We start from the raw sequence: 16,425 nt of genomic DNA, 5'->3' as shown, positions 1-16,425 counted from the left end.
ACGGGCTCAGTACGCCTTCGCGAAGTGCACGCGCTTCCGAGAGGGCTCGCCGCAGCGGACGCACCGTCCCTCCTCCGTCGGCTGGCCGAACGCCAGGCAGCGGACGGTCGCCTTAGTGTCCTCCTGGATCGCTGCCTCGCAGTCGGAGCTTCCGCACCAATGTGCGAGCAGGAAGCCCCCCGGCGACTCGATCTTCTCTTTGAACTCCTCCCAGCCGTCCACGGGGAACGTCGCCGCGTCCCGCCGGGCGCGGGCCGCCTCGAACATCTCCTGCTGGATCTCCTCGAGCGTCGCGGGAATCCGGACCTCGAGGTCGGCCATCGGCACGAACGTCTTGGTGCGGTTCGGTCGCTTGACGGCGACCACCGAACCCTTCTCGAGATCTTTCGGCCCGAGCTCGATCCGGACCGGCACTCCCAGCATCTCCCACTCGTTGAACTTGAAGCCGGGGGACAAGTTGCTCCGATCGTCGAGCTTCACGGAGAGCCCGACCTTCGCGAGGCGGTCTCGGACCTCTCGAGCCGCCGCCAGGATCCGGTCCACCGGATCGGATCCCTTGAAGATCGGGACCACCACCACCTGCACCGGCGCGAGGCGCGGCGGCAGCACGAGGCCGTTGTCGTCCCCGTGGGCCATGACGATCGCGCCCACGAGGCGCGTCGAGACGCCCCACGAGGTGTTCCAGGCGTGCTCCCAGTCTCCGGCCTCGGTCTGGAACTTGAGGTCGAAGACCTTGGCGAAATTCTGCCCGAGGTCATGGGAGGTGCCGGCCTGGAGCGCCTTGTTGTCCTGCATCAGCGCCTCGATGCAGTACGTCTTCAGCGCCCCCGCGAACTTCTCCTTGTCGGTCTTCAGCCCCTTCAACACCGGAACCGCCATGTACTCCTCGGCGAAGGTCGCGTACACGTCCAGCATCCGGAGCGTCTCCTCCTCGGCCTCCGCGTGGGTCGCGTGCGCGGTGTGCCCCTCCTGCCAGAGGAACTCGGTGGTCCTCAGGAAGAGGCGGGTCCGCATTTCCCAGCGGACGATGTTCGCCCACTGGTTGATCAAGACGGGCAGGTCCCGGTACGACTGGACCCACTTGGCGTACATCGCGTAGATGATCGTCTCGGACGTCGGCCGGACGATCAGCTCCTCCTCGAGCGCGCTCTCGGGGTCGGGGACGACCGTCGTCTTGCCGTCCACCACCAGGGTCTTGAGCCGGGAGTGGGTGACGATGGCGCACTCCTTCGCGAACCCCTGGACGTGCGCGGCCTCCTTGGCCAGGAACGACTTCGGTATGAACAGCGGGAAGTAGGCGTTCTGGTGGCCCGTCTCCTTGAACATCCGGTCCAGCACGCGCTGCATGTTCTCCCAGAGGGCGTACCCGTGCGGCCGGATCACCATGCACCCCTTGACCGGGGAGTAGTCGGCCATCCTGGCCTGGGTGACCACGTCGGTGTACCAGCGAGAGTAGTCCTCGGCGCGCGGGGTGATGAGCTTGGCCATGCGGTCCTCTCGGCGTCGGGCGGCGCGTGAAGGCGGGATTATACGGCCCGTCGGGGCGAGGCGGCCAGACCTATCGGGCGTCCCGCACCTTCCCCGTCATCGGCACGAAGCGGACGGCGGCCACGACCTCGCGCACGCTCCCGTGGTCCGTCTTGGTCACCACCACGAGGTCTTGGGCGCCGGCCCCGAGGGGGAGCACGAGGCGGCCGCCGGTCTTGAGCTGGTCGAGGAGCGGCTGCGGAATCCTCTCGGGTGCGGCGGTTAGGAGGACCGCGTCGAATGGGGCGGCGTCGGGCCACCCGTCGTAGCCGTCGCCCACGCGGACGTGCACGTTCCGGTACCCGAGCTCCTCGAGGAGGCTCGCGGCCCGCCGGCCGAGCGGCTCGACGATCTCGATCGTGTACACCTCGCCGACGCACTCGGCGAGCACCGCCGCCTGGTAGCCGGAGCCCGTGCCGACCTCGAGCACCTTCATCTCCCGGGTCGGGCGGAGCAGTTCGGTCATCAGGGCGACGATGTACGGTTGCGAGATCGTCTGGTCGTGGCCGATCGGGAGCGGCCCGTCGGTGTAGGCGAACCGGGCCTCGGACGAGGGGACGAACCGGTGGCGCGGCACGCTCCGCATCGCGTCCAGGACCACCGGGTCCGACACGCCCCGCGAGGCGATCTGGGACTCGACCATCCCGAGGCGCTCCGCGCGCTCCCGATCCTCCGCGGCCGGCGACGCTTCGCGGCCGTCGCCCCCTCCCACTGTGCACGCGGCGCCCGCGCCGACCAGCCCGAGGACCGCCGCGAAGCTCAACACCGCCGCTCCGAGCGCCACGTCGGCCTCCCCCGTCTCGGCATCTCGTCTCCTCGCAACCCGAACGTAACCGGGGCGATCGCCGCGTGTCAAGGCCGCGGCGCTCCTGCACCGCATATGGGCTAGAATCCGGCCGCTGTCCCGGCATGCGGCCCGGGGGGGAGGAGACCGACATGCGAGCGATGACGTGGCGCGTCGCGCCACCGACCCCGATCCGGATGGCTCTGGTCTCGCTACTGCTGGCCGCTCCAGGGTGCGGTCCCGGCCGCAGGACGGCGGGGGAGGCGCTCTTCCCGTACATCGACGCGGTGCAGGCGGCGAACCACGAGATGCTCCGGTGCCTCTACGCGGGCCAGCGAGTCCCCGGCGGGCCGTCGCCGACGGACGAGGTGTTCAACGCGTGGGTGGACAGGCGTCTCGCGGCGTTCGACGCGGAGAAGGCTCGCGGCCAGGCGGATCTCGACGACGACGGCATCGTGATGATCAAGGCGCTCGGGCTCGGCACGGGAACCCTCGTGGGGATCTCGTCCGTCGCAGCGAGCGGGGACGGGATCGACGTGCTGACGCCCGCGACGTTCAACTACGACCAGATCGACGCGCCGAGCCTGCCGAACGGGGCGACGTTCCTGGTCGCGGTGCTTCCCGTCGGGACCGTCACCACGGTCCGCGTCCAGGAGGGCTCGGGCCGGATGGCCCTGGACGCGCTGAAGTCCCTGACGCTGCGCTGGACGTTGAAACGCGTCGAGCGCAGGGGAAGCTGCCACTCGGAATGGGGCGTCGCGTCGGTCGCGGTCGTCCCCGGGTCGGCCAAGGTCGTCCGCGTCGAATGGACGTTCTGATGCGCGTCCCGAGGCGACCGATCCCGGGCCCGGCGCTCGGGAGAGGAGGGGCGCGAGGCCTCGCTCGCATCGGGGTTCTCGAAGCGCACCTCGGCGCGCGGAAAGCGGGTCGCGGACACGGTGCCGGCGCCCTCCGCGCACGCGTCGGGTGATCGGGTGAGACGGCCGGCACGAATCGCCGTTGCGAGCGTCGCGACCGTTGCCGCCCTGTACGTCGCGGCAGGCCTGACGGTACCCTGGCTCGTCGACGCCGACCGGTTCCGTCCGCGCGTCGAGGCGCGTCTCACCGAGGCTCTCGGACACAAGGTCTCGCTGGCCCGGATGCGGCTGTCCCTGTGGGCCGGTCTGGCGCTGGTGGCGGAAGGGCTCGAGGTCAAAGGATCGCAGGCGGCGGAGACCGGCTCCGGCGTCAGCTTCGCCGCGTCACGCGTTTCGGTCCGCCCCGCGATCCTGTCGTTGCTGCTCGGCGACGTCCGATTGCGGAGCGTCTCTCTCCTCGAGGGCGCGATCCTCGCGGGAGAGAAGGTGCTCGCGTCGGGCCTCTCGGCGAACGTGAGGCTCGGGCGGACCGAGGGCGGATCGCCGCGCCTCGTGGGGGACGCGAGGGGATCGCTCCGTGCGGCGCCGGGCGCTCCGGAGTTCCGCGCGGCCTTCGACGCCACGGTCCTTCCCGACCGTTTGCGGCTCGCATCGCTTCACGCGGAGTCGGGCGCCTCCAGGGTCGCCGCTTCCGGGGACGTCGACGGCTTCGCGACGGGTCGCTTGCGGCTCTTCCTGAGGGGAACGGCGGAGATCGGCCGGACTCGGGTCGAGGGGACGCTGGCGGGCGAGGGGCTCGCCGGCGACCGCCCGGAGCTGGAGTTCCACCTGACCTCTCCACTGGTGGATTTCGACGAGATGGCGCGGCTGTCGGGCATCCGCCGCGGAGAAACCGGGGCGGCCGCCGTTCTTAGCGCGTTGTTCCCCACGTCGTTCGCGGCGGAGCCGGTGCCGCGGCGCGGCTTCCTCTTCCGCGCGGCGTGCCGCGGCACGATCGAGGCCGCGAAAGGGCGGCTGGCGGGACTCGAGATGACCGATCTCCGCGCGCGCTTGGACATCGAGAGCGAGGCGGCGCGGTTCGAAGATGCGACGTTCGCGTTGTACGGCGGACGATGCCACGGGACGCTGGTCCTGGACCTCGGATCGCCAGGCGCGCCGTTCCGGCTGGACGCGCGCCTCGAGGGCGTCGACGCCGACCGACTGCTGACGTCGATCGACCCCTCGCGCAAGGGGTCGATTCACGGCGTCGGCTCGTTCACGCTCGACGTCGGCGGGGACGCCGCCGGGGGCAGCGTCGCCGGCTCGATCCGGGGGTCGGCGCGCGCGGAGCTCAAGGACGGGCGGCTCCCGACCGTCGGGATCCTGAAGCAGGTCGCCCAAATCCTGGAGCTGGCGGGGGGCCGAGGCATCGGACGGGACGAAACGCCCTTCGATCACGTGTCCGCGTCGTTCGACGTGCACGAAGGGCGCGGGGACACGAAAGACCTCGAGTTCCGCTCCGCGGATCTCGACCTCGACGGCCGGGGGAGCGTCGGCTTCGACGGCGCGCTGGGGCTCGACGTGATCGCGTCGTTCTCGCGGCGGGCCAGCGGCGATCTCGTTCGCGAGACGCCACAGCTCAAATTCCGCCTCGATCCCGGCGGCCGGCTCACGATGCCTCTCAAGATCCGTGGGGACTTCAAGGCCCCGTCCGTGCAGCTCGACCTCGATCGCGTCCTGCGGGAAGGGCTCGAGCGCTCGGCGGGTGACCGTGGCCGGAAGGGGTTCCTGAAGCGGCTGCTCGGCGGGAACTGAGGGAGTCCACGATGTCGGAGCATGTCCACCTGATCGGGATCGGAGGCACCGGCATGGCGGCGCTCGCCGGCCTCCTTCACGAGAGCGGCTGTCGTGTCACGGGCTCGGACACGGAGCTGTACCCGCCGACGTCCACGCTCCTCGAGGCGATGGGTCTCGAGATCCGCGCGGCCTACGACGCGCGGAACCTCCGCCCGGCTCCGGACCTCGTGGTCGTCGGCAACGCGGTCCGCCGCGGGAATCCCGAGGCCGAGGAAGTCCTGGACCGCCGCCTGCGGCACGCTTCCATGCCGCAGGTTCTGGAGGACCGGTTTCTGCCGGGGCGCCACTCGATCGTCGTTTCAGGGACCCACGGCAAGACCACGACCACCGCGATGCTCGCGTGGGTGCTCCACCACGCGGGACAGGATCCGGGATTCCTGGTCGGTGGGCTCCCCGCCAATTTCGACCGGCCGTACCGCCTCGGCCACGGCGCGGCGTTCGTGATCGAGGGGGACGAGTACGACACCGCGTTCTTCGACAAAGGGCCGAAGTTCATGCACTACCGCCCGGACACCGCTCTGGTGGGGACGGTGGAGTTCGACCACGCGGACATCTACCGGGACCTCGAACAGGTGAAGACGGCCTTCCGGTGGCTCGTGAACATCGTGCCGAGGCGTGGGCTCGTCATCCGCCACGAGGACTGCGAGACGACCGTCGAGGTGACCCGAGGGGCGCTGTCCCGCGTGGAAGGGTACGGTCTGACGGCCGGACTCTGGCGGGCCGCCGGACTTTCGGCGGCGCCTGAGGGGGCCCGATTCGAGGTGCAGAGGGACGGCCGGCGGTACGCGGAGACCGCCCTCGGCGTATTCGGCGAGTTCAACGTGCGGAACGCGCTGGCGGTAGTCGCCGCCGCCGCGGAACAAGGGCTCTCCCCGGAGGAGATCGCCGCGGGGCTCGCCTCGTTCCGCGGCGTCCGCCGCCGCCTGGAGGTCCGAGGCGAGGCGGATGGAGTGACGCTGCTCGACGACTTCGCCCACCATCCGACCGCGATCGCGGAAACGCTGAAGGCGGTCAGGGGGCGATATCCGGAGAGGAAGGTCTGGGCCGTCCTCGAGCCGCGGTCCTGGTCGCTGCGTCGCAACGTGTTCCAGGACCGGCTGGCCGCCTCGTTCGATCCCGCGGACGAGGTGCTGATCGCGGAAGTGTTCGGGGCGAGCTCATTGCCTCCGGCGGAGCGTCTCGACCCCGACCGCCTCGCGCGCGAGATCTCGACGCGCGGACGCCGCGCGCGCTTTCTCCCCGGCGTGGATGCGATCGTCGCGCATCTCGCCGAGGCGTCGCGTCCCGGAGACGTGGTCGCCGTCCTGAGCAACGGCGGCTTCGGGGGAATCCACGCGAAGCTGCTGGCTGCCCTGGAGACGCGGGCGGGAGGTCGCTGAGGGCGGCGTCCACGGACATCCAAGGCTGGTGACGGCGGATTCTCCCCATTCAGATGGGTCATGTGATGGGGGCTGCGATCGACCGTGGGATCGGGTCGAGGCTCGATCGCGATCGCACCGCAGTGTTGACTGTTCACCTCGAGGTCGCGGCGGAGTCCGCAACGTACCCATCGGAATGGGTAGAATCCGCCGTCTCGAGGCGCGCAATCGCCCTTGCGAACCGGCAGCCTTGACCCGAACAGAAAGCGGGCCGGCGACCCATGCCGCCGGCCCGCGCCGACTACCGGATGAGGGGTGGGTGCCGGCGTCGGACGCTTTCGGATCCGTTCATCTCTTCTTTTCCTTCTCCTTCGGCCGGGCGCGCCCTGCGTCTTGACCGCTTTGCGGCGTCGGCTGCGAGCGAGGGCGCTCGACCCGTGGAGGCGATGTGGCCGGCGGCGAGGCGCGCCGCTCGACGCGGGGCGTCGGCGGCTCGTACCGCGGAGACGGCGGGCTCGGTCGGACGTCGCGTGGAACCTCGCGGGGACCTGTCTCCCTGGGCCGGGCGAGATGCTGATACATGTCGCGGACGCGGTCGCGCGTGTCACGGTCGGCGGCCGGCCGGTCCGTGTGAGGCTTTGGCTGGCGTGCCCGCTCTTCGGCCAGCGGGTCCTTGAGGATGCGTCTCGCGTAGCCGTTCCCTCCGTCTTGTCCGCGACGGCCACGCGCCGGTTCCTGAACGCCGGGCGCCTGCTGCTGCTCCGCGTTCGGAGAGCGGCTGCGCTGCCAGCGTTCCGGCTCGGGCGCTCCGTTGCCCTGACTCCGCTCTCTCCCGGCCGGGGGAGCCGCCGCCACCCTGGGGCGTCGGCTTCCCGACTCGTCCCCGTAAGACGGGTTCCGGGAACCGCGCCCGCTGCTGCCCGCCGTGGGCGAGACGGATCTCGGGATCTCGGAGACGCCGACGGACCGTCTCGGACCGGGAGCCACGGGTCGGGCGCCCACCGGCCCGGCGCCGGGCCGCGCCTGCTTGCGGTCCCGCTCGATCAGGCGATCCTCGACGGCGCGGAATCTCGTGTCGGGGACGCGATCTCGCACGATGGGACGGACGTGCGCCGCCCGGTCTTGCATCGCCACTCGCGCCGCCCGCTCACGGACCGACGGGTCGCTGGCGAGGCCCCTCGGGGAGAAGCGCGGCGGACGGGTCACGACCGCCATTCGGTGCAGGTCGGGGCCCAGTCGATCGATCGGCACCGCCCAGCGCCGATAGTCCCTGCCGCCGAAGTGGTTGAAGCCGACGAACGTCCAGCAGGCGGGGTCGTAGTAGTCGTACCAGAGACTCCCCACGAATGCGGGACGACCCCAGAAATCAAGCGGCGCCCACCCGACGTACGCCGATCCCCACGCCCACGAGACCCAAGCGCCGCCGAACACCCGGCCGGGAGCCCAGCACCAGCCGAACCCCGACACCCAGTTCCAGCGCCCGTAGTGGTAGGGAGCCCATCCCCACGGCTCGTTGGCGACCCAGAAGTAGCCGCCTGGACCGTAGTCCCAGTAGCCGTCGTTGTAGGGCCGCCAACCGGGAGCGACATCGTACGGGTACCAGACCCATCCGTAGGTCGGAGCGTCGACCCACCGACCGTACGATGAAAGCTCGTGGTAGTATGGCCGGACCTCGCCGGGAACCGCGCCGTATCCGGCGTCGGGGTCGTACTCGGGGGATCCGGCAGAGCGGCTCCGGACGCGGTAGGCGTCGTCGCGCCCGTCACACCAGCGGTCGAATCCGTCCGACGCGAACGTGTTGAACGCGCGCGGGTCGGACGGGATCGACCCCGCGTCCACAGCGGACCGCATCCCGCCGCGCACCAGCACCGATCCGCCTTCGCCGACGACCTCGACGACGCCTCGGTGCGAGAGCACCTTGGTCGACCCGCCGCGAACCACGTCCACGCGCACGTCGGCATCGCCCAGGACGTACACGGACGCGGCGGGCGTATCCAGCCGGAAGGTCTCCTTCTCCCCCACCACGCCCACGATCCGAACGGCGCCGGAGGACAGCCGAAGCACCGTATTGTCCTGGAACTCCGCACCGGGGCGCGGCAGGGAAACGTAAGTCATCTCGGAATCGTCGTCCTGGCGAAGGAGCGCGCCGCTCGCGAGCTGAATCTCGACCCTCTGGTCGCGCCCCGTGCGGATGGTGTCGCCCGGGAAGACCGGCGCGTTGACCGTGGCGCTGCCATCTCCGGGCCGCCCGCCGCTGTCCGGCTGGGAACGATCGATCGTCGCGCCGTTTTCGGCGGAGCGGATGCGGCCGTAATCTCCCTGCTGGTAATCGTCCCCGTACGCTTCCGGGTCTTCGGCCTGCGCCCGCGCCGGGCCAGCTGCAAGTAGGAGGGTGGTCGCAAGTGCGAGAGCGAAACCGGCGCGGTTCATCGTGACCTCCCCGGCGGCCCCCATGAGGTCCACCGTCGCGCCCGTGGGATCTGCAGCCTCCATGCCACTGCAGACGGGAGAGATCCGGTTGAGACGGCGCGGACTCGCGTGCGCCCGAACACCGCGCGTCTGTCACCGGTAGGAATCCCTCCGTCCTCCTCTGGGGACATCCGCGAGGGCCCCAGGAGCTCCGGATCCGCAGTGCCGCGCGGGAGCGTTGCCTCGCTTGACGCTCTCGGGGGCCGATGGTAGTTTCGGCCTGGCGCCAAAGGAAGAAACGTAAGGCGATTTCGCCGGGAAGAGCCTCCATGGCCGTGCTGCCGATCGTCCTCTACCCGGACCCCGTCCTGCTCCGCCCGACCCGACCGGTCGACGCGATCACTCCGGCGATCCGTGAACTCGTGCGGGACATGGTCGACACGCTGTACGCGGCCCCCGGGGTGGGCCTTGCGGCAAACCAAGTCGGCGCTCCCTGGAGGCTGCTGGTCGTGGACCTAACCGTGGGCGAGAGGCCGGAGGAGCGCAAGGTTCTCATCAACCCGGAGATCACGGCGACCGAGGGCAGCCAGGTCGGAGAAGAAGGCTGCCTGTCGTTTCCCGACATCACGCTGGAAATCGAGCGCTCCTTCCGGGCGGGAGTTCGAGGGCTGGACCTCGACGGGAACAAGGTGGAGTTCGTCGGCGAGGCCCTCATGGCCCGAGCCCTCCTCCACGAAATCGAGCATCTCGACGGCGAAACCTTCCTCCGCAACGTGTCGCCTCTGAAGCGCGAGTTGATCAAGCGGCAGATTCGCAAGCGGATGAAGACGGGAGACTGGGTCGCCACGGCGGCCAAGTGAACGTCGTCTTCCTCGGGACGCCCGAGAGCGCCGTACCGAGCCTCGCCGCCCTCCTGGCGGCAGGCCACGCGGTTCCTCTCGTGGTCACCCGGCCCGACCGACCCGCCGGCCGGTCGGGGGCGCCTCGATGCCCCGCGGTCAAGGACGCGGCCGTCCGCGCGGGCCTCACGGTGATCCAGCCCGATTCGGTGAAGGGTCCGGAGTTTCGCGAGGCCCTTCTCTGCGCTCGGCCGGAGGTCCTCGTCGTGGTCGCCTTCGGGAAGATTCTGCCCGCGCCGGTGCTCGAGGCGGCCAGGGCGGGCGCCGTGAACGTGCACTTCTCGCTCCTCCCCCGATATCGAGGCGCCGCGCCCGTGCAGTGGGCGCTCGCGAACGGCGAGGAGTTCACCGGCGTGACCACGATGCGGATGAACGCGCGCATGGACGAGGGGGACGTCCTCCTGCAGCGCGAGGTCGCGATCGAGCCCGGCGAGCGAGCCCCGTCCCTGACGAGGCGGCTGGCCGGCGTGGGCGCCGCGCTCCTCCTCGAGACGCTCGAGCGGCTCGCGGACGGGTCCCTCGTGGTGCGCCCCCAAGATCCCTCCCTCGCGACGTACGCGCACCTTCTCGCCGTTTCGGACGGGGAGGTCGATCCCGGCTTGACCGCGGGGGAGATCGAGGCCCGCGTCCGCGGATTCGATCCGTGGCCGGGGGTGTGGCTGCGGCGCGGCGCCAGGCGGATCCGGATCGTAGAAGCCAGCGCGGACCGCGATGCCTCCACCGCCGAGGCCTCGGGAACGGTGATCGGCCTGGAGGGGGACGCGGTGCGGATCGCTTGCGGCGGAGGCACGGTTCTCGCGGTCCATCGGGTCCAGCCCGAGGACCGCCGCGTCATGAGCGCGCGGGACGCGGCAAACGGTCGACACGTCGCGGCCGGGGACCTTCTCGAGCGCATCCCACGCTGATCCTGCTTTCTTCCGGGACCGGCTCGGGCGGAGACTGGTAGAATCGGGCGCCCCGCGAGTGCGGGATGCGAGGAGGGCCTCCGATGCGAGGTTGGATCGGTTGCGGAGTCGCGGCTCTCGTCCTGCTCGTGATCGTCCTCAGCGTGGTCGGCTGGGGGGTCGGGGTTTACAACGGTCTGGTTCGCAGCCAGGTCACCGTGGACACCGCCTGGTCCCAGGTCCAGAACGTCTACCAACGGCGCATGGACCTGATCCCGAACCTCGTGGAGACCGTCAAGGGAGCGGCGAACTTCGAGAAGAGCACGTTCACCGAGGTGACCGAGGCGCGTGCGAAGGCGTCGCAGATGGTGCTCACTCCCGAGCTCCTCAACGACCCGGCGCGGTTCCGGCAGTTCCAGCAGGCCCAGGGGGAGCTCTCCGGCGCGATCTCGAGGCTCCTCGTGACCGTGGAGAACTACCCGCAGCTGACCGCCAGCCAGAACTTCCGCGAGCTTCAGAGCCAGCTCGAGGGAGCCGAGAACCGGATCGCCGTGGAGCGCCGACGGTTCAACGAGACGGTGCAGGCGTACAACACCGCGATCCGCGTGTTCCCGGCTTCCATGCTGGCGGGCCTCTTCGGGTTTCAGCCGAAGGCGTTCTTCGAGGCCGAGCCGGGCGCGGAGAAGGCCCCGAAGGTGAAGTTCTGATCCGCGCTCCGTGGGTCCTGGCGATGAAATGGAGCGCGGCGACCGCGGTCGTGGCCACCGCGATCACGATCGCGGCGGCGCTCGAGATCCCGGCGTCTCCCTCGGCGCGGGTCAACGACTACGCAGGCGTCCTCGACGCCGCCTCGCGAGGGCGAATCGAGCTCGTCCTCGAGGCGTACGAGCGGGAGTCCACCGACCAGGTCGTGGTCGCGGTCTTCCGCTCCCTCGGCGGCGACGACCTGAACGATTTCACGAACCGACTCTTCGAGCGTTGGAAGTTGGGGCAGAAGGGCCGGAACAACGGCGTGCTCCTGGCGATCTTCCTCGACGAGCGCCGGGCCAGGATCGAGGTCGGCTACGGACTCGAGGCGAAGCTCACCGACGCGGTCGCGAGCGACATTCTCGCCGAGACGCTTGCCCCGCGCTTCCGGCAGGGGGACTACGCGGGTGGGATCGAGGCCGCGTCGCGCGCCATCATCTCCGCGACCCGCGGGGAGTACACGGCGAATTCCCGGCGCGGCGGGCGGAGGCCCTGGCTTCCGCTCGCCTACGTCGTCCTGATCCTGATCACGGGGCTGCTGTCGGCCGCGCGTAGCGCGGCGTTCCGCGGCCGGGGCGGGGGACGTCGTTTCCGATCCCCGGGCGGGTTCTACGGCGGGGGCGGCGGTTTCCTGGGCGGATCGGGGGGCGGGTTCTCCGGTGGAGGATTCTCGGGCGGCGGCGGCTTCTCCGGGGGCGGAGGAGCGTCCGGCGGCTGGTGAGCGGGGCGAGCCGAGCGCGGGAACGAGCTTCTATAATGCGGGCGCCCGATCGGGAGCGCGAATGAGCGGAGGCGAGCGACGGTGGCTTAATAGGACCGGAATCGTTGCGGCGTGGGTCCTCGGCGTCGGAGTCCTCGCGGTGGTCGTGGCCGCCGTGTCGTTCCTCGCCGTCCTCAAGATCGAGACGCGCTCCACCCAAGTTGCGGTCCCGGATCTCTCGGGGACCGACCGTCGCGAAGCGGAGCGGCGGGCTGCCGCGCGCGATCTCGTGGTCGAGGTGGCCCAGGAGCGCCATGACGCTCTGGTCCCGAGCGGCCGGATCCTCCAGCAGGATCCGCCGGCCGGAGCGTCGGTCAGGCGCGGCAGGAAGATCCGGGTCGTGTTGAGCCTCGGCGGTGAGGTGCTCAAGGTGCCGGATCTCGTGGGGAAGGCCGACCGCCAGGCCGTGGTGGAGCTGCGGCGGGACGGCCTCGTCGCAGGCGACGATGCCGTCGTTCCATCCCGGGCCGTCGCACCGGGGACGGTCGTCGCGCAGGTGCCGCCCCCGGAGAGCCTCGCGATCGGTGGGATGCGGATCCACCGCCTCGTCTCGAGCGGCCCGCCGCCGGTCCTCTGGGTCATGCCGGACTTGACCGGCCGGCCGATCGCGAAGGTCGAGGCGTGGATCTCGACGTGCGGGTTCCGGAAGGGCACGGTGCGCAAGGTGGAGGCCTCGGGCCGCCCTGCGGGGACCGTGGTGGGCCAGTTGCCGCCGGAAGGCTATCCTGTGTCCTCCCGCGACGCGGTGGACCTGACGGTGGCGCGGTGAAGATATGGGAGGGGACCCGGACGTGACGGCGCTGCTGGCACCCTCGATCCTGTCGGCGGATTTCGGACGCCTGGCGGAGGAGATCCGCGAGGCGGAGGCCGGGGGCGCCGGGCTCGTCCACGTCGACGTGATGGACGGGCACTTCGTGCCGAATCTCACCGTGGGGCCAGCCGTGACCGCGGCGGTGCGCCGCGCCACGAAGCTCCCGGTGGACTGCCACCTGATGATCGAGGAGCCCGACCGGTACCTCGAGACGTTCAGACGCGCGGGGGCCGACCTCATCTCCGTCCACGTGGAGGCGGCGCGCCATCTTCACCGCACCGTGCAGGCGATCCGCGATCACGGCGCGGAGGCGGGCGTCGCGCTGAACCCCGGAACGCCGCTCACGAGCCTCGACGAGATCCTGCCGTTCGCGGACTTCGTCCTCGTCATGACGGTCGATCCGGGATTCGGCGGGCAGGCGTTCATCCCCGGCGCGACGAGGAAGATCCGGGACCTCAAGCGGCGGATCGACGATGCGGGTCTCAAGACGCGGATCGAGGTGGACGGCGGCGTGACCCTCGATCACCTGGACGAGCTGGTCTTGGCGGGTGCCGATCTGATCGTGGCGGGCCACGCGATTTTCGGGGAAGGCAGCCCCCGCGCGCATGCGGCGAGAATGTCGGCCCGCCTTTCGGCCCTCGAAGAGCATGGCTCGGAGCGCTGACGGGGGCTCGTCCCGGGTCGGCCGGACGACGACCCGAGTCCGGTACCCCGAGACGGACCGCATGGGAGTGGCTCATCACACCCACTTCCTCGTCTGGTTCGAGCTGGGAAGGACGGAGCTGATGCGCGATCTGGGTTGCCCGTACGCGGAGGTGGAAGAGCTGGACGGGATCCTCTTTCCCGTCGCCGAGGTGGGCGCCCGTTACTTCGCTCCGGCCCGATACGACGAGGTGTTGCAGATCACGACGCAGCTCGTGTCGGCGCGCGGCGCCAGGGTCCGGTTCGAGTACGAGATCGATCGAGCCGCCGACGGGTCGCCGGTCGCCGCCGGATTCAGCGTGCACGCGGCCGTCGGACGGGACGGCCGCCCGCGGCGCCTTCCGGAAGGCCTGCGCTCGAAGCTGTCCGGTCCGCGGAGCGACCGAGCATGACGCCCCCAAGGTCCCACCGCGTCCTCGTTCCTCTCGTGTCGCTCGCGATCGCCGCCGCTTCCGCGGGCTGCGGGGCGGCCCACCGGCGAGGAGGGGAACAGGGGAAGGGGCTCCTGGTCGCCGAGGATCTGTACGCCCGGGGGATGGGCGAGCTGCAACGGCACCACCTCGCCAAGGCGAAATCGCTCCTCGAAGGCGTCCAGTTCAACGCTCAGAACCGGCCCGCGCTGGAGCCCCTGGTCCGGCTGGCGCTCGCCGACGTGCTGTTCTACACCGGGGACTCGATCTCCCTGATCGATGCCCGCTCGAAATACGTCGAGTTCGTCACGCTCTACGGAGACCATCCGAGGGCCGCCTACGCGCAGTTCCAGGCGGGGATCTGCTCCCTGAAGCAGATCAGCAGCCCCGCGAGGGACCAGAGCCAGACCCGCGCGGCCATCGCCGACTTCGAGGACGTCGAAAAGCGGTATCCGGACTCGGTCTATTCGGCGCCGGCGCGGGGGATGATCGAGCTCACCGAGGTGCACCTCGCGGAGCACGAGTACCTGGTCGGCCGGTACTACGTGAAGCGGCACGCGTACTTCTCCGCCGCGGAAAGGTTCCGTGGAATCCTCGCGAACTATTCCAGGTACGCTGAGAAACAGAAGGTGTACCTGGAGCTCGGGCGGGCGCTGATCCTCGCGAAGAACAGGGTCGAGGGGACGATCTACCTCGACAAGCTCGTCGCCGACTATCCACGCGACGCGCACGCAGCCGAGGCCCGAAAGCTGCTGGCGAGCCTGTCGGGCGGGAGTCCCGCCGGCGACGCGGCGAAGGGCGCCGGGCCGAACCAGCGCTAGCCGCGCGTCCCGAACAGCCCTTCTCGCCGGACCTCGACGATGCCGCGCAGCGCCGGATAGGCTGCGCAGAGCTCCTCGGGGGCGTCCGGCCGCTCGTCGCCGAGAAGCCGCTTCATCATCAGGGCGTTCGCCAGCCCCTTCCCGCGGAAGTGGTTGTTCTGGACGACGAAGACCTCGCGCACGCCGCGGGACATCTCGACGGCCATCGCGGCGAGGGGCCGCAGCTCGTCCTCGGCGTAGAGATAGTCGTAGCGGGCGTCGCGCCCGGCGCCCTCGCGGAACCAGTCGGCCCCGTTCCGCCCGTGGAGTCTCAGGTAGGCGACCCCGGCGGTGACCACGGCCAACGGGGGGAGCGTCGCGCGGCCCACCCGCGGCTGGTCGACGGCGCACAGTCCCGCGCCGCGCGACCGCAGGCGTTCCCGGAATCCGGCGTCGTCCCACGAAGCGTGGCGCACCTCGACCACGACGGGCCACCCCTCGAGGAGGTCGAGCAGGCGGTCCAGCCGAGCCACGGACGCCACGCCGAGGTGGAAGGACTGCGGGAACTGCACCAGCAACGCGCCCAGCCTTCCCGCCTCGCGGAGCGGCTCGAGACCCGCGAGCGTGAGCGGGACCGCCGAGACCGGGTCCGCGGCCTCGTGCGTCCACGAGCGGTGCGCCTTCGCGGTGAAACGGAATCCGTTCCGATGCGCCGTCCGTCGCGTCCACGACGACGCGACGCGCGGATCCACCGGACGATAGAACGTGCTGTTGATCTCCACGAGATCGACGAATCGCGCGAGGTAGGCGAGGCGGTCGAAGACTCCGCCGGGCCTCGAGGGGTACACGGTCCCGCGCCAGTCGGGATAGTCCCAGCCCGCGACGCCCACCCGGATCACCCCATGGTCCTTCTCCTGCGCGACATGATGCACCCGGCCGCCGAAAAGACTACCGCTCGGGACGCCGACGTCGCATCGGCACGTTACGGAAACGTGCTGGAGATGCGCCTCCGCGCCGCGGTTTCGCGCTTCTCGGCGCGATCGGCATTCGTCACGCGCTCCGCGAGCGGCCCGCGTTCCGGCGACGGAACGCGGGCCGACTTCGTCCGACCTTTCCGCTTGACCGCTCCGGTTTTCATCGTAAATAGGAAACGGGAACAGGAGAGATGGAGCGATGTCCGATCGACGTCCCAAGAGCATCGCCGAGGAGATCGAAGACCTGGCCCGGCTGACCGGCGCTCCGCTCGCGTTCGTGGAGCAGGTGCGCGCGCTGTTCACGAGCAAGGCGATCTCGCTCGACGAGGCCGCCGATCCGTTCCTCTCCGCCCTCGAAGAAGCGTTCCGCCGCGAAGAGATGATCCGCACCTCGTCCGCGGAGGCACGGCGGTCACTGACCCGGATGCAGGAAGGCCTCGGACGCGCGAGGGACCTCTACCGCGAACCCGCCGACCAGCTCCGGCAGGCCAAGACCCACCTCGAGAACAGCGCCCGCAGGATCCGGGAGAGCGGCGAGCGGCTCGAGGCGGCGGCCTACGCACTCGGCGTTCGCCGCGGCGTCCGCCGCGAGACCGACGCCGCCCCGATCGTCCCCGGCCCCAAGGACCTCCAGTAGGCGAGGGCCCGTCGCGGCGCCTCCGGGCGT

Annotated in this window: 16 protein-coding genes; 12 read left to right on the top strand and 4 right to left on the bottom strand. The window is 70.5% G+C overall.

Annotated features, from left to right (window positions below; genetic code table 11):
* Positions 1-6: 6 nt before the first annotated feature.
* Complete coding sequence (gene proS, locus LAO51_01805) at positions 7-1,488, bottom strand: proline--tRNA ligase (protein MBZ5637472.1); 1,482 nt, start codon at positions 1,486-1,488, stop codon at positions 7-9.
* Between the two features lie 70 nt (positions 1,489-1,558).
* Positions 1,559-2,170 carry a protein-L-isoaspartate(D-aspartate) O-methyltransferase gene (locus tag LAO51_01800; GenBank protein MBZ5637471.1) on the bottom strand — a complete coding sequence of 204 codons (612 nt, stop codon included), beginning with the start codon at positions 2,168-2,170 and terminating at the stop codon, positions 1,559-1,561.
* Positions 2,171-2,463: 293 nt separating this feature from the next.
* Between LAO51_01800 and LAO51_01795 the strand changes: the two genes are divergently transcribed.
* From LAO51_01795 to mpl, 3 genes are all read left to right on the top strand, one after another.
* Positions 2,464-3,129: a hypothetical protein gene (locus LAO51_01795; GenBank protein MBZ5637470.1), complete on the top strand. Its 666-nt coding sequence runs from the start codon at positions 2,464-2,466 to the stop codon at positions 3,127-3,129.
* A gap of 156 nt (positions 3,130-3,285) precedes the next feature.
* A complete protein-coding gene (locus LAO51_01790; GenBank protein ID MBZ5637469.1) occupies positions 3,286-4,962 on the top strand; it encodes an AsmA family protein in 1,677 nt (558 codons plus the stop codon).
* Positions 4,963-4,973: 11 nt separating this feature from the next.
* On the top strand, positions 4,974-6,383 hold the full coding sequence (gene mpl, locus LAO51_01785) for a UDP-N-acetylmuramate:L-alanyl-gamma-D-glutamyl-meso-diaminopimelate ligase (protein MBZ5637468.1): 1,410 nt from the start codon (positions 4,974-4,976) through the stop codon (positions 6,381-6,383).
* Positions 6,384-6,710: 327 nt separating this feature from the next.
* Here the strand turns inward: mpl and LAO51_01780 are convergent, their stop codons facing one another.
* Positions 6,711-8,792, bottom strand: coding sequence for a FecR domain-containing protein (locus LAO51_01780; GenBank protein ID MBZ5637467.1), 2,082 nt, complete (start codon positions 8,790-8,792; stop codon positions 6,711-6,713).
* A 308-nt stretch (positions 8,793-9,100) separates the two neighbouring features.
* On the opposite strand from LAO51_01780, the gene def reads away from it, so the two are divergent.
* The 8 genes from def (at position 9,101) to bamD (ending at position 14,805) form a co-directional block, all read left to right on the top strand.
* Complete coding sequence (gene def, locus LAO51_01775) at positions 9,101-9,631, top strand: peptide deformylase (GenBank protein MBZ5637466.1); 531 nt, start codon at positions 9,101-9,103, stop codon at positions 9,629-9,631.
* The gene (gene fmt, locus LAO51_01770; GenBank protein ID MBZ5637465.1) at positions 9,628-10,575 is read left to right on the top strand and encodes a methionyl-tRNA formyltransferase; all 948 of its coding nucleotides are present in this window, start codon (positions 9,628-9,630) and stop codon (positions 10,573-10,575) included. Before def ends, fmt begins: the two co-directional genes overlap by 4 nt.
* An 83-nt stretch (positions 10,576-10,658) precedes the next feature.
* Positions 10,659-11,261, top strand: coding sequence for a LemA family protein (locus tag LAO51_01765; GenBank protein ID MBZ5637464.1), 603 nt, complete (start codon positions 10,659-10,661; stop codon positions 11,259-11,261).
* Between the two features lie 23 nt (positions 11,262-11,284).
* Entirely contained in the window at positions 11,285-12,022 is a 738-nt protein-coding gene (locus LAO51_01760; protein MBZ5637463.1) for a TPM domain-containing protein, read from the top strand.
* A gap of 61 nt (positions 12,023-12,083) precedes the next feature.
* Positions 12,084-12,830: a PASTA domain-containing protein gene (locus LAO51_01755; protein MBZ5637462.1), complete on the top strand. Its 747-nt coding sequence runs from the start codon at positions 12,084-12,086 to the stop codon at positions 12,828-12,830.
* Positions 12,831-12,834: 4 nt separating this feature from the next.
* Entirely contained in the window at positions 12,835-13,536 is a 702-nt protein-coding gene (gene rpe / locus LAO51_01750) for a ribulose-phosphate 3-epimerase (GenBank protein MBZ5637461.1), read from the top strand.
* Positions 13,520-13,966, top strand: a complete 447-nt coding sequence (locus tag LAO51_01745) for an acyl-CoA thioesterase (GenBank protein ID MBZ5637460.1) — start codon at positions 13,520-13,522, stop codon at positions 13,964-13,966. The genes rpe and LAO51_01745 overlap by 17 nt, the downstream gene beginning before the upstream one ends.
* Positions 13,963-14,805 (top strand): outer membrane protein assembly factor BamD, encoded by an 843-nt coding sequence (bamD, locus tag LAO51_01740; GenBank protein ID MBZ5637459.1) that lies wholly within the window; start codon positions 13,963-13,965, stop codon positions 14,803-14,805. The genes LAO51_01745 and bamD overlap by 4 nt, the downstream gene beginning before the upstream one ends.
* Here bamD and LAO51_01735 read toward each other — a convergent pair.
* A complete protein-coding gene (locus LAO51_01735) occupies positions 14,802-15,716 on the bottom strand; it encodes a DUF72 domain-containing protein (GenBank protein ID MBZ5637458.1) in 915 nt (304 codons plus the stop codon). The genes bamD and LAO51_01735 overlap by 4 nt on opposite strands.
* Positions 15,717-15,957: 241 nt before the next feature.
* Here LAO51_01735 and LAO51_01730 point away from each other — a divergent pair, with 241 nt between their 5' ends.
* Complete coding sequence (locus LAO51_01730; protein ID MBZ5637457.1) at positions 15,958-16,395, top strand: hypothetical protein; 438 nt, start codon at positions 15,958-15,960, stop codon at positions 16,393-16,395.
* The last annotated feature ends 30 nt before the right edge of the window (positions 16,396-16,425 follow it).

The sequence above is a fragment of the Terriglobia bacterium genome (assembly GCA_020073205.1).
GTDB lineage: Bacteria > Acidobacteriota > Polarisedimenticolia > Polarisedimenticolales > JAIQFR01 > JAIQFR01.
The sequence above is the reverse complement of the archived record's forward strand: the minus strand, read 5'-3'. Positions and strand labels throughout refer to the sequence as shown.

Excerpts from the sequence above, each read along its gene's own strand:
- LAO51_01755 (MBZ5637462.1), top strand. The coding sequence starts at position 12,084 with ATGAGCGGAGGCGAGCGACGGTGGCTTAATAGGACCGGAATCGTTGCG.
- LAO51_01765 (MBZ5637464.1), top strand. The coding sequence starts at position 10,659 with ATGCGAGGTTGGATCGGTTGCGGAGTCGCGGCTCTCGTCCTGCTCGTG.
- bamD (MBZ5637459.1), top strand. The coding sequence starts at position 13,963 with ATGACGCCCCCAAGGTCCCACCGCGTCCTCGTTCCTCTCGTGTCGCTC.
- rpe (MBZ5637461.1), top strand. The coding sequence starts at position 12,835 with ATGGGAGGGGACCCGGACGTGACGGCGCTGCTGGCACCCTCGATCCTG.
- LAO51_01795 (MBZ5637470.1), top strand. The coding sequence starts at position 2,464 with ATGCGAGCGATGACGTGGCGCGTCGCGCCACCGACCCCGATCCGGATG.
- mpl (MBZ5637468.1), top strand. The coding sequence starts at position 4,974 with ATGTCGGAGCATGTCCACCTGATCGGGATCGGAGGCACCGGCATGGCG.
- def (MBZ5637466.1), top strand. The coding sequence starts at position 9,101 with ATGGCCGTGCTGCCGATCGTCCTCTACCCGGACCCCGTCCTGCTCCGC.
- LAO51_01760 (MBZ5637463.1), top strand. The coding sequence starts at position 11,285 with ATGAAATGGAGCGCGGCGACCGCGGTCGTGGCCACCGCGATCACGATC.
- proS (MBZ5637472.1), bottom strand. The coding sequence starts at position 1,488 with ATGGCCAAGCTCATCACCCCGCGCGCCGAGGACTACTCTCGCTGGTAC.
- LAO51_01800 (MBZ5637471.1), bottom strand. The coding sequence starts at position 2,170 with ATGGTCGAGTCCCAGATCGCCTCGCGGGGCGTGTCGGACCCGGTGGTC.
- LAO51_01730 (MBZ5637457.1), top strand. The coding sequence starts at position 15,958 with ATGTCCGATCGACGTCCCAAGAGCATCGCCGAGGAGATCGAAGACCTG.
- LAO51_01745 (MBZ5637460.1), top strand. The coding sequence starts at position 13,520 with ATGGCTCGGAGCGCTGACGGGGGCTCGTCCCGGGTCGGCCGGACGACG.
- LAO51_01780 (MBZ5637467.1), bottom strand. The coding sequence starts at position 8,792 with ATGAACCGCGCCGGTTTCGCTCTCGCACTTGCGACCACCCTCCTACTT.